Annotated in this window: 11 protein-coding genes; 6 read left to right on the forward strand and 5 right to left on the reverse strand. The window is 40.9% G+C overall.

The features are described 5' to 3' along the window. Positions 1-422 precede the first annotated feature (422 nt). Positions 423-878, reverse strand: a complete 456-nt coding sequence (locus tag J2I48_RS28315) for a transposase (protein WP_229376368.1) — start codon at positions 876-878, stop codon at positions 423-425. 69 nt (positions 879-947) lie between these two features. Further along, entirely contained in the window at positions 948-1187 is a 240-nt protein-coding gene (locus J2I48_RS28320) for a transposase (RefSeq protein ID WP_262899093.1), read from the reverse strand. Positions 1188-1438: 251 nt separating this feature from the next. On the opposite strand from J2I48_RS28320, the gene J2I48_RS16150 reads away from it, so the two are divergent. The 6 genes from J2I48_RS16150 (at position 1439) to J2I48_RS16175 (ending at position 8100) form a co-directional block, all read left to right on the forward strand. Then, positions 1439-2227 (forward strand): TIR domain-containing protein, encoded by a 789-nt coding sequence (locus tag J2I48_RS16150; protein ID WP_207336509.1) that lies wholly within the window; start codon positions 1439-1441, stop codon positions 2225-2227. A 386-nt stretch (positions 2228-2613) separates the two neighbouring features. After that, entirely contained in the window at positions 2614-4410 is a 1797-nt protein-coding gene (locus tag J2I48_RS16155) for a DUF262 domain-containing protein (protein WP_207336510.1), read from the forward strand. A 4-nt stretch (positions 4411-4414) separates the two neighbouring features. After that, positions 4415-5347: a hypothetical protein gene (locus J2I48_RS16160; protein WP_207336511.1), complete on the forward strand. Its 933-nt coding sequence runs from the start codon at positions 4415-4417 to the stop codon at positions 5345-5347. 66 nt (positions 5348-5413) lie between these two features. Beyond that, a complete protein-coding gene (locus J2I48_RS16165) occupies positions 5414-5740 on the forward strand; it encodes a helix-turn-helix domain-containing protein (protein WP_207336512.1) in 327 nt (108 codons plus the stop codon). A gap of 411 nt (positions 5741-6151) precedes the next feature. Further along, positions 6152-7201, forward strand: a complete 1050-nt coding sequence (locus J2I48_RS16170; RefSeq protein ID WP_207336513.1) for an AAA family ATPase — start codon at positions 6152-6154, stop codon at positions 7199-7201. A 56-nt stretch (positions 7202-7257) separates the two neighbouring features. Further along, positions 7258-8100, forward strand: a complete 843-nt coding sequence (locus J2I48_RS16175; protein ID WP_207336514.1) for a hypothetical protein — start codon at positions 7258-7260, stop codon at positions 8098-8100. A 397-nt stretch (positions 8101-8497) separates the two neighbouring features. Here J2I48_RS16175 and J2I48_RS16180 read toward each other — a convergent pair whose 3' ends face one another. Genes J2I48_RS16180 through J2I48_RS16190 form a run of 3 tightly spaced genes read right to left on the reverse strand, consistent with a single transcriptional unit; the run spans position 8498 to position 13198 of the window. Then, positions 8498-10426, reverse strand: coding sequence for a response regulator (locus J2I48_RS16180; RefSeq protein WP_207336515.1), 1929 nt, complete (start codon positions 10424-10426; stop codon positions 8498-8500). Next, positions 10423-11154 (reverse strand): hypothetical protein, encoded by a 732-nt coding sequence (locus J2I48_RS16185; protein ID WP_207336516.1) that lies wholly within the window; start codon positions 11152-11154, stop codon positions 10423-10425. The genes J2I48_RS16180 and J2I48_RS16185 overlap by 4 nt, the downstream gene beginning before the upstream one ends. 4 nt (positions 11155-11158) lie before the next feature. Next, positions 11159-13198 carry a reverse transcriptase domain-containing protein gene (locus J2I48_RS16190; protein WP_207336517.1) on the reverse strand — a complete coding sequence of 680 codons (2040 nt, stop codon included), beginning with the start codon at positions 13196-13198 and terminating at the stop codon, positions 11159-11161. Positions 13199-13435 lie beyond the last annotated feature (237 nt).

A 13435-nucleotide genomic window follows, 5' to 3' on the forward strand; every position in this document is an offset into this window, starting at 1 on the left:
GGTCTACTACCCCTGGACGAGTATGCTGACGCGCCTTTGAGGGTACTCGCCAACCAATAGTACCTGCCCGGCCCCTTAATTTACCAGGAACGGTATTGTAGCGAAATAGTCTATCGCAGCGGTGCTTAAAGTGCGACGCAATAACTGATGCAGTAAGTCGGTGTTTAGTCACTTGGGTAAACGAGTTGAGTTTAAAGTGTGGATAGGGCTACTATTCGTATCAAAATAGTAAGATCTGATATAACCATCGGTTTTCAAAGGTATCGCTATCTAGTGCAGCGTTTCTGCATTATCTACTCTCAAATGAATTTTTTCGTAGCTATAACTATTCAGTCTTCATCCGTATGCTGTGCTGCTACCAGCTTATACTGCTCTGCCAGATCCTTCCGTAAATGCTGAGGCTCTAAGAACGTGTTGGGAAATTATGTTTGGCACTGATGATCAGTTCGTTGCAACATAATTTGAATATTGGCTAGGTATAGCCAGCTCACCGAAGATGATACTGTATACTCGTAATCTTTGACAATGCGCCGGAAAAAATTGGTCCAGGCGATAGTCCTTTCCACCACCCATCGCTTGGCAACAGGGACAAAACCTTGCGCTGATTCGGGCCGTGAGGCCTTCTCAAAGTCGATGCCCCATTCTCTCAACTCTTGGGCAAAAACACCATTATAAGCTTGGTCGCCAAGCACTTTTTCCAACCATTCGCCTACCCGCCACAAAACATCGTCGATTAAGGCGCAGGCAATAGGGCCATCCGCCTCGTTGGCTGCATGAACACGAGCAACCCAAAGCCGACCTTCCGTATCAACGACAAGTTGTCGTTTGCGTCCATTCACCCGTTTGTTGGGATCAAGACCACGCTCTTCATAAATCATCGGACTAAGTATAATACTCTGATAATCAATGCATACTAACGGAGGTGTGGGCATTCTCTCGACTCTTTTTCAATCCAATTCATTGAGCGTTGCGTTGAGTCGTTCAAACAGATTATCCCTTTTCCAGAGGTCAAAATAATAGTAAACGGCTTGCCAGTGCGGCCAGCATTTAGGCAGGTTTCGCCACTGACAGCCGGTTCGCAAAAGCCACAGAATGCAGTCGACAATGTGTCGTAAATCGTGCATTCGCTTGCGTTTAAGGTTAAAGAAAGGCGAAATTGCGGCCCATTGAGGGTCGGTCAGTGGCATCCACTGTTTGGTCTTAGCTCTGTAGTTTGGCGACCACAAAGTTGACACGACTCTCAACTTTTCTCAATTTCCCAACACGCTCTAAAACAGTCTTTGCCGCTTTTTGCCAGCAAAGCCTGACATTCGATACAAAGTTGGAGCTGTACAACAAATTGTCGGAAGACAAAGCCAACGCCACTAGGAAACGGCTCTGGTTTAATTCACTTTACGACCTACGGATTCGAGGTCTGCGACCTTAATTGTTCAAACGGATGCATCTGGACAAAACCAAACTTAAGCAACTAATCAAAAAAGCAGAGGAGGTTCCTGAGAAAGGCTCGATTAACTACATAGGCGCTACTCAAACAACCATTGCTGATCAGTTGAGTAAAATAGCAACCGGTTTGTCCGGATGGCTGTCCAGACACACCAATCTGACAAATGGGGCTGCGTATGGCAAGAAGCTGGCTGAAATACACTCACAGCTCCCGGCAGTTGATAAACGCGGATTTCATACTGGCTATCTCTCCGAGAAGGATGCTGCATCCGCCCGAACTAAGCTGCTTACTCTGCTTCGAACTATCGACAAAGAGAATAAGTCCGTCTTCATTGTCCATGGCCGGGATCACCAGATGCGAGACAATGTACAAAGTGTATTGAGGGGTCTAGGCATAGCAACCGTAGTACTTGAGCGCGAAGACGACAATGGCCAGACGATAATTGAGAAATTTGAGAAAGAGGCGGCTCGTTGCGAGTATGCAGTAATTCTCTGCTCTGCCGATGATGAAGGTCGTTTGCGAACGAAGGGGCGGGCGAAAGAAATACCCTTGAAACCCCGCGCCCGCCAGAATGTGGTTCTAGAGTTAGGCTACTTCTTAGCCAAAATTGGGCGAGGAAACCTGTTTGTCTTATACCCTGAAGAATCCATTGAGCAGGCGAGTGACTTTTTTGGCGTGATCTGCCAAACTTATGACAAAGCTGAGAAATGGAAAACCAAGCTTGTGCGTGAACTGAAAAAGGCGGGCTTTAAAATACCTGCGAAGCTATCTGATCGGATATAGAACATATAAATTTTGCCTCCCACGACCGTACCTACAGTTCCAGTCAATTTTAAAGTAACCTTCTCATGAGAAAGCACCACTCTATCACGCTCGAGCTTAAAAAAGACAAAGCTGACATGTATACCGTTATATCAACAGGTGGCAGCTAGTATCTTCCAGCCATGGAAATGAAGTCTTCTATCTATTCGCCGATGCGTTGGTGCAGTGGGGACCAGCGCGAGATTACCCAGCAAACGTATTTTCAATCGTAATGCAGTACTCACCTGAGATTGGCTACAATGTGGATATCTCTCAACCAACACACATTCACGTAAAAGACATCCATAACGTCAATTAAGCATTCCATAAGTTTGTAGCAGAAACAACGGTGAAATAAGAACATTAAAATGATTCAGTCGGCTAACAACTACGAGTTATCTATTCTTTTCAATCCCGATCAAAATTTAAAGTATACCATTCCCAAGTACCAACGCGAATACGTCTGGCAGCAACGGAATTGGGAAGCTATGTTTGACGATGTATGGGAGAATGACAAAGGACATTTCTTTGGTTCAATAATTTGCATCAATCAAAGCGTAGATGTACATCAAACATTACGCCTTGAATTAGTAGACGGCCAGCAGCGCACTACAACAACGTCACTCCTATACGCGGCCATCTACACATGGTTAAATCAGAACGCAGTTAAGACCGATAGGCGAGTTATGGTGCAGGAAACGAATACGTTGCATCGCCTTGTGCATCAGCCTAACTATACAGCTTTGCGGCTTGAACCATCTCGGCAGGGAGGCAATTATGATGACTACCAGTGGGTAATGGCAAACGCCGGTATCTTGGATAAAGAAGTTCATAGACCGCCGAACGTAGGCAAACGACGAATTTACAGGGCTTACGACTACTTCTTAAATCGATTGAATCAGCTAGATACAGATGGAATTGCTCTATTTGATACGCCTAAAGTGCTGGCTTTTCTCGATAAGCTAAACGGTGCGTCTATGGTACAAATCACCGTAAATAGTCATTCTGACGCCTTTACTCTGTTTGAGACATTGAACAACCGTGGGGAGCCTTTGTCAGCGCTAGATTTAATTAAGAATAAGTTTTTGGATGTACTTGATCAAAAGCAGGTCAAGAGTATTGAGCAGAACTTTGACACTTGGACCAAGCTACTCGACAATCTAACAGACGACCCACGAACACAGCAACGGTATCTCCGCCATTATTACAATTCTTTCAAATATAAGCAGGCAGTACGTGTAACAAATATTTCCAAGGCCACTCGGTCTAATCTAATTGATATTTATGGCAAGTTGATTGATCGCGATGTCCAATGGATATTTAACGATTTATACGCTAAGTCTAAATTATATGGACGACTAGTTAAACCAGAGAATGATTATAACAGTCAGCCTATAACGAATACTCTGCTGGACTTAGAGCGTATTGGCGGCGTTACGTCAATAGGTTTTCTGCTATATTTATTAGCCGAACATCCTGACTTAAACAGTCCAGAACTAGCTGCTATTATACGGCTGCTGGTCATATTCATGGTGCGTCGGAATATCACGGATACGCCACCAACCCGCGATCTTGATAAACTCTTCATAGACCTGATTGAATACTGTCAGCAACTAGACGAAACACCAACCGCTGAAGACGTAAAAGCGTTTTTGAAAAAGCCAGAATGGTATGTTTCCAACGAAATATTTCGGGGTAAGCTAGAAGGAAATTTGTATTATGAAAATACAGATGCCACCCGCTTTGTCCTTTGCTTTCTCGAAGCACATTACCAAACCCGTGAGACGCAAAAAGACCTTTGGCAGCGATATGGTAGTGGTCAATACGTCTGGACAATAGAGCATATCCTTCCGCAAGGCAAAAACATTCCAGCCGACTGGGTAACAATGATTACAGACGGTGATGAACAGCTAGCTAAACAGGTACAGGAACAAAATATGCACACACTGGGAAATTTGACCATCTCCGGATATAACAGTACGCTAAGCAATCTTCCTTTCGGTCAGAAGCGCGACCGGAAAGACAATAAAGGTTTATATGTTGGATACAGGAACGGCCTTCACCTCAATAAAGAATTGGCTAATAAAGAGAAGTGGACTATTGCTGATATTCAGGAAAGAACTAACCAACTAGTAGATCAAATCTTAACCCTGTTCAATTTTTAAGCTAATGAATAAATTCGATATACATATAGGACAAATTAACAGGGTGTACCGGGAATACTGGTGGATCAACGAGTATACATACAAAGAGCGGCATGAACTAAATAATGAAGTAAAAACAGCGCTTATTAGTACGTGTAATGCCACAGGTGATTACGATACATTGAAAAGCTACATGGATCGTATTCCCAACATCATCTACGACCTCAATGAATTCAAAGTCAATATAGAGGGCGAATTAATAGACATTTCTCAATGGCTAGCAAAGCATGACCGCTTTGTTAATTTTATTTACCTAGAAGAGAAAGGTCTTTGGAGAGTTTATCACTGGAATCTTGACCGAATATTGAAGCCTACAGAGAAGGGGTATAATAACTATTTTGCACTGCTATGGAATGTAACCGATACTGAACTGAGTGATGATTTCATCGATTATCAAGTAGAGAGGGGGTTTGCTTCATCTAGAGTAGAGGCAGTTAATAAGCTAAAAAAAATTGTGCTGCAATACTCAGGATTATTAGCCAAAGAGAAGTTTAGTGAACTTATAGACATATACGCAACAAATGGATCAGATCAACCTTTAGGGCAAATACAATTACTAGGCGATGAGGATAAAAAAATCATTATTGGCAAACCAAAAGTCACTCGTAAAGAAGGAGATGCTGTAACAGCGTTGAACCTGAAACAAACGAAAAGAGCTTTTTCTTATCTGCGTGACGCTGGTATTATCCTTAAGGACACCAGCTATCAGAGTGGAGATAACATCAACAAAGCAATCCAAGCATTAACAGGACATCATAACGATAGCCTGCGCAAACACAAAGATTTAGCAGCTATAAGCATATCCGACCTAGAAAAAATAAAAAGAGTATTTGACGAAGTTAATTTGTTGATTAACAGAGACTTAAAGAGCCTAAGAGATCACAGAAAAAATCTGTGACGTCACAAGTACCCTACTAATCGGCCGTACCTGACGAAAATTTGCCATATCAAAAACGAAAATGATATGAGCAAAATTCTGATTATGACCGAAGAGGACGTCATCACGTTACTCGACCAAGTTGTCCGCAACATCTTGACGGACAAAGATTCCCGAATCAGGGAAGATATCCCAGATTACGTTGGCTTATCTGATGCTGCCAAGATTCTTCAGATAAGCGAATCAGCTCTCTATTCTCATACGAGTCAGCGAAGAATAGAGCACTTCAAACGCGGGCGTAAACTCTATTTCAAACGGTCTGACTTGACCGCCTGGCTCGATGCTGGACGTAAAAAGACGCGTACTGAAATAGCGGACGAAGCGGGTATTAACCGTAAAAGAGGCAGACAGTGATGCAGTCAAACACACCCTCATTTGAGCTTTCCATTTGGGATTTCTGCTCTGATTCAGAACTCAAGTCCTTAAATGAGCTTATTCTTCGAAAATACACGCTCCTTCAAAAGTATCGGAGTATAGACCTATTCTCGCTCTCCGAAAATGAAGCAACCAAGCAGCATAAAAGAATAGTCTTCCTTGAACAAGAGATAACTATACTATATGCGGCTAGACAAATGATACACCACCTACGAGAGGTCTATCAAGAGGCTGTTGCCCTATCGGCAGAGGCCGCACAACGTGAACTACATCAAATGCGGCTCCAAATGCAGTATTGGAAAAAGCGGTTTGAGCGTGAACATGCTGAATGCATCCGTGAGAAGGAGGAAGTGCTTCATTGGGTTATGACTGCCCGCAACTACCTGCGCAATGGAACACAAACCCAGTGATACATGGTCTGAATTAGAGCGTGATTTCGGCTCTGGCAGGTTAGGAAAGGATAAAGAGAGTGCAAACGAACCGCTCCTTAAAGTGCGCTCTGCAAATCAGTGCCTATTAGACGCACGGAGTAAGCCCATTCCTAATATGCTTTTCGGGGAGTTATGGCACGAAGGCGAGTTAGCCATTCTATTTGCTGACACCAACGTTGGTAAAAGTATCCTGGCCGTTCAGGTGGGAGATAACATTAGCAAAGGTCGAAGCCCGCCAGTATTTCAGAATAGAGGAGGGAAGCAGCCCGTAATCTATCTCGATTTTGAACTGTCTGACAAGCAATTTCAGCAGCGATACTCGATTGACTTTGAGAATGAGTATCAGTTCGACGATCAGTTCTATCGGGTAGAGTTAAATCCTGAGTTTACAGATTTCGACCGTTTTGAAGATGTACTCAGATCAAGTCTTGAGAGCCTAATTGAGGAGTCTGGAGCCAAGGTGTTGATTGTTGACAACCTAACCTACCTCAAAACTCAATCAACCGATACGGCCAAGGAGGCATTACCGCTGATGAAATTCTTAAAGGACATCAAGACTCGCTATAGCCTCAGTGTACTTGTACTGGCACACACACCAAAGCGGGATAATTCGAGAAACCTTACTGTCAATGACCTAGCGGGAAGTAAGCAACTGTCAAATTTTTCTGATGCGATTTTTGCCATTGGCCATAGCGAGCGAGAGCCTGATTTACGCTACATCAAACAGCTGAAAGCACGGGCGACACCGATGATCTACGACTCCGACAATGTCATTGAATGTCGGATAGCCAAAGAAGGTAACTTTCTCGGTTTCCATTTCGAGCGGTACGGCTATGAGCAAGAACACCTCAAGGCGAAAAGTGACAAACAACTCAGTGAACTTGATGAGCAAATCATAGCTCTGAAAGAACAGAATAACGGTATCTCAAATGCTGACATAGCACGCCAACTCTGTACGAACAAAATGCGAGTTGGCCGCGTGCTGGAGCGTAATAGTAACACAGTGTAACGCCGGTAACAGCTGTTACTAGCTGTTACCGGCGTTACTTAAACAAAACAAGAGTAATGGACCATCAACTAAGTGCAATCCGCCAACTGCGGGATTCAGGCGTGAGTATTCGGGACATCGCCGACCGGTTAGACATCAAAAAACACGAGGTAGAAAAGGCGTTTATCACGCTGAAAGCCCTCGGACAGCGTCCAGACGTGGATTCAGGCAGCGAGCCGGACCCTTGGCCAGACGAATCCGCTAGTATGTACGGACACTCGCCAGACAGGTCAAATCGCGTAGTTCCTAAAGCAAAAGCCCCCAAGGATAGGCCATCAGAGTGGAACTCTAACTGTACACAACAGGAAGCTGACTTCATCATCAGCAATCATCTTGAAGGATTTCAACCCTACGAGATTGGCAGTGTGTACAGAGAAGAATGGACAGATGGTTTCTTAGCGTTAGCCGACATCGAACGTGTCATCGACGCCTACGATAAAGCGCAAAGTCGCAAGAAGGAGGCAGAAGCGGAGAAGCAACGGATAAACGATGTGCGACTGATTGAAACCTTCAATCACTTCATCGGGGAAGATGCATTGGCTTTGTTACTTTGGATTCATGAAATAGACGAATGGGACCTTTCAGAAGTCAAAGCGTGTGCGGCTCGTGCAGGCACGGTCATGGCAGAAATCGAGAGCTTTTGCCGCAAGCATAAGCTGACGTATACGGACTACGAACCGTACTTAGTCTTGAGAGCAATTAAAGCTGAGGTTGATGCAAAAGCTAGAAAACGAGATGACGATGTAGAATTGGATGAGTCCAGCATCTCATTCATTGGAATGCTTGCTCTTCGACCAAACTTGGACCGCTACCTCTACAAGCTGCTAGAAAAATCTAGAAATAGCTACTCAAGATGGTAAGCCATTTTATTAGCTACCATTAGGTTTATTTAAAAACCCTGATGACCTAGTAGGCAGCAGGGTTTTAAATAAACCTAATGGTAGCTAATTAAGCACCTAAAGGCATTAACCTGTATACTGTTGACCCGTGAGTTAGTATGTAAAGTGAACCGAGAAGGTTTATAAGACTGTCTAATCTAATGCCAGTATGAAAGTAGATATGCTTCACAGACTAATTCACGGGTCAATAATTGAAAATACGTGGTCATATCATACCAAATACTAAGAACCATTACAACCCTACCTTTGAGTGATGTACTGGAGTACAAGCAGCTTCACAACTGTATCACTTTTTACGAATTAGTATGTGTGATTCTACAAGGTGAAGTTGATTTGAAAATAAAAATGAGATCAATCTCTACCAAACACACTCTACACCAGAAGTTAGAAAATACACAATATCAAAAAGTTGTTTACATTTTTTATCTAAGTCTGGGACGCGTTGTGATCTGATCAAAGCACCATAGTTTGTCAATGAGGAATCATCTCCATGAGTAAGATACAATTTATTTCTCGTATCATTCAAATTTTTGAGAGAAGTAAGTAATTGTTGTCTACAAGACATATTAAGTAATATGAAAGCTATTTGACAATGCAATATCTGCTCAAGATTCTTTTTTACGTGAACAACGCCACGCGGGTTGAATGAATAATAGCGTCCATGTCTATTATCACCATCGTAGTATAAGATACTACTCGGATTAGGGTTTATATCATAATAACCATAGCCATCTCTTACCGATCCAGAAGAATCATAATTAAAGACAGGGTTGTACTCAACAAATTTTAAGTACCTAGGCCTAAATGAACTTGGTAGCTTTAATGTCCAATTATGTCTTTTAGGCAAGGAAGGTTTAGGAATTTCTGTACGTCTGTCATGTTCAACATATGAATTTCCATTTCTGTCTACGTAAACTACAGCTTGTTTTTCAAAAAAGGCTTGTTGTATTTCATTCAATACACTCCATAATGTTAAATATGCGAGTTCGGTATCTGAATAAAAGAAGGTTATTTGATCAAAGTCTGTTTGCTCAAATGATTTTTTCAGAAGGCCTAAAAACATATGTAGACGTTCATCAATACGTTCTTTTATGATCTCACCAGGAGGATCGTTTATTACTATTTTACTTTTAATTTCTTTTATTTTACTCAAATATGGTCTTAAAAGTTTTCCTTTCTTAAGACAGTGATTTATAGTCCTATGAAATTCGTCGAAATTCTCAACAGAAAATTTCCAGTTTTTAGCCGTTTCAGGGTGTTCTTTTACATAATATCCATCGGCACCTGCTTCATATAACTTATCCATATTCCATGCCTTATTTGAAGCGGTAAACATAATGACTGGCAAGACAGGATTAAGTTTTTTTATATCAGACAGAATTTTATCTCCTTTTTTATGGTCAGCGAGGTAATAATCTAGAAAGACTAAATCAAATTTATCATTCTCTATATCACCTTCCAAAGCTATATCCCAAGCCTTACGTGATATTATGGTAGCTTTCCCATTGGATATAATTTTGTTATTTAATATCAATTCAAGACATTTTGTCCACCCTTTATACTCATTATCGTCAATGTATAGAATGGTTAAGTTTTTATCAAAGAATGGTTTGAGCTTTGATGGCGTGGCGTTTTTTTCATCTTTAAACCCTAGAAGGTATTTAAAGTAAAGGGTTTTGGGGTATTTAAAGTCTTTTAAGTCAAGGCCTGCAACCTCCGCCATACGGTATGCGCCCCATTCGTTGGCAATACCATGTCTACCATATTGTTCATCAGGTTCTCTTATTACCATTTTTTTGAGAAACTGATTTAAATAATCTTCATTTTTTACTGGTATTTTTAATACCAGTTGTTTACTGAGATAATGAAGAAGTAAGCAATTGAGTTGATTTTCAGTTTGATAGATTATTCCGGCTGTATTTAAGATTAGCGTTAACTCTTTGTAACCACTATCGGAAGTATCTGAAACTAATTGATCGAAATTTGTGTCACCAGTCAATACAATCGGCTTGCTTCTGTAGTCTTTACTTAAACGTAAGTGATAAATTAACCTTAAGCCCAGAAACATGTCTGAGTTATCACCAATATAAGAAATAACAATAAGGTCCGATTGCGATAGTGTGGTACTATTTTTATTCAACATGTCATCTAATCTGGTGTCATAATCCAGATGACTATCACTGGCCAATTCTGTTTCAAGCTCTATTACACGGGTAGAATAATCATCATGCATTAGATACTTTGGTAGTGAGTTTTCTTCTTGCTTGCGTATTAGAGTAATATTCATACAATTAATGATTTTAAAAGTTCGTTGTTCAGTCTTGATATGTCCTTTGCTTGTTGAGCATACTTTCTCATTATATCCACATAATCAGTATAGCTATTAATTGTTTTCATATATTCTCTACCCTTTTCAATCCGAGTAGTATCTAAATCGGCCAAATACATAATATTTTCGAAATGCCTATTGCCTCTATGTTGTTGTAATTGAGTTTGATTAGTAATGTTTCTTTCTATCCATTGAATTTCGCTTTCTGCTTTTTCAATCTTCTTTGAGAATGCCTGCTTACCATACACTAAAATATATGGCTCAAAGAGATTAGATTGCTTATAAAATCGTATCGCTAGCTGGAAACCTTTCGTTTGCATATTATATATATGTTCGTGACGTTGAAATCTAAGGCTTTCTCTGTTTGTATTGAGTGATCCTTGGCCACTAAAACGAGCAAATAGAGTATTGTGCTGACTTGCCTTCAGCGCATTATACAATGGTTCGTTATAGATAGGACTATCTTGTGAAACGTGTACAAAAATAATTTTACGCGATTGAAGATACGGATTCGGCTGAATCATAACGAAATCAGTGTAGGGATCAACAGAGTGTTTAATTTCTAGATCTGAAATGAACTCTATTATGTCTTCACAATCTTCAAGTTGATTTTTCAACTCACGAAAGCGGTATTCAAAAGTACCTTCAACTTTTTTCTCATCTACAAACAGTATGGGAGCCAACATGATGTCATGAATGATAAAAGGTTAATTTATGAGTAATTCCTTCTGTTAGTTGATTATCAGATCGTGTCTCTGGCGACGCCAAAAATAAATGTTCAGATAACTGACCACTCTCATCTTGGTAAACTGTAGACCAATCAGCCAGCTTATGTAATCGCTGCTGATTCTTAGTGAGCCTTGACTGTTGAAAAGCTTTAAGTTCATTCACAATGAATGCGTTCTGTAAATTCAAGTAAATTATTGTTGCGAAGAATGATTCTCCATTTAAGTTGCGTTTAATAGTGGCTGAACGCAGCAAGATTATACGTTCGTCTTTCACATCATAATACGGATTTTCAGCTAGATCTTTGAGGAGAGATCTTATCGCCTTCCAGACTTCCTTTGTATCTGTAAAGAACTCACAATTCAAACTGAACTCCTCTTCGCTCGGCTCGTATGAAATGCTTACTAGTTCTCTACTATTAAGTTCATTAACAATAGGTTTTAGCGAATTAATTAAAATCCAATCATGAAAATAATCATTACCAATTCTAATCTGTGTTCGGAAGTCTTTAGCGGCTTGGGTAACCTTATTGTCAGGAAGAATATCTTCTGCCTGCACTCTTGTTGTTAATACCATATCTTCTACAACTTTATTTTTTTTCTTACGTGACAGTATGTCAATAAGGTTATTGGGATTAGTTTTTTTTTGTCCTTTTAAGGGAAGTAAACCATACTTTTCGTGATATGCTTGGCCATCTGTATTATATACTGCCACAAAAGATTCTAACTTCGTGTATAGACTGGCCGGAAGCACTGCTGATAACGCTGGCATCTGCTCATTAACTTTGGCCAGATTTGTTTTAAAGTCAAAATCGCTGACATCGGGGTCATGTAGCAATTCCCTAAATCCCGTCTGGTTTATTACTTTAAAATTACGCAGAAAACTTACCACCTGACGGGGCTGGTGTTCTACAGTTTGAGTTCGCAGAATTTTCTCACTAATTTGAAAGATCAACTCGCCTTTGAGAAGTTGTTCGAACGCCTCCTTGCATTGTCGATAAATGGAATCATCGGCACCACGCACCATTTTTAGGTAGTCGATCTTCCCACCAACAACGTTACTCAATTGTGGATCAGACTTTTTATTCTTTACAACATTGGCAGGTGGTTTATAACTACTTAGAAATCGATCCTGTGCTTTTTCATAGCCTAGGTTAGTCCAATTGTATAGCATAGCGCGGATTTTCCGTATATACTTACGGGATACGTTTGTTTTATCATTTACCGTTACGCCGGTAACCTCTTGACGCACATCCCTACCTAGTAAACGTACCTTACCTGGATTTATCAGAAAGCCTTCTTCCTGAATAATCTCCTCTAAACGAGTTAAAAATCCGTTCTGGAATGGTTGGTCTGATGAGAATGTCAGGTCATCAGCATATCGGCTGTAGGAAAGATGCTCACTTCGGGTTAGCTCAGTAAGTCTAAAGTCAAGGCGTTGACAAATCAAGTTTGAGAGAACCGGAGACGTCGGGGCACCCTGAGGCAAAGCCCCATTGTAGCAGCAGTATTTAGTAAGCAAATAAGCAAATTTCGGTTTTACAGCAATAGGCTTAAGTTTCAGTACAGCGGATACGCGACCAAACTTTATGTTTGGGAAGAAGTCTTGTAAGTCAATATTCAAGACAAAGTTTTTATTAGTATGCATAAGAGCGTTCGAGACCACACTACGGCCTTTTACATAACCATTGACCGAAAAAGGTGGTTGGTAGATAATTTGTAAAAGATCTGTAATGCAACGCTGAATGGCTTTCAATGTCCCATCAGGAGCGTTAATAGTGCGCAATGCACCCGATTTTTTCGGAACTTGAAATGAGTGATATTTCTTATCTACATTTTTATAGAAAAAAGAAAGTTGCTTGCGTGTAAACAGACGGCGCTTACTTTGATGAACAAAATTCTGCCATTCAACAACTCCATTTAACAACGTAAGTAAATCGTCGAGGCTCTCCCCTTCACGGAGCAGACTAATTAGGACATTTGTGTCGTACTGTGTTGAGATCATTTCAAAAAAATAGTGCCTGTCTGATTTCTAAATCTATCCCCTTATCGTATTCTTACCGGTTCGCGTTACTAGCTTGTTCCTTGTTCAGCTAATAAGGCGCTTGGTAGGACCCGAGGATGTCCTACTCGAAGGGCATTCGAGTACTCGAAGAGTCAATGAATAACCATTCATTGTACGCATTGCGAAACGCAATACAAAGTCAAATCTTACAGACAGGCACTTGTTTACAAAGTTATA

It is taken from the genome of Fibrella aquatilis (assembly GCF_017353255.1).
Lineage (GTDB): Bacteria > Bacteroidota > Bacteroidia > Cytophagales > Spirosomataceae > Fibrella > Fibrella aquatilis.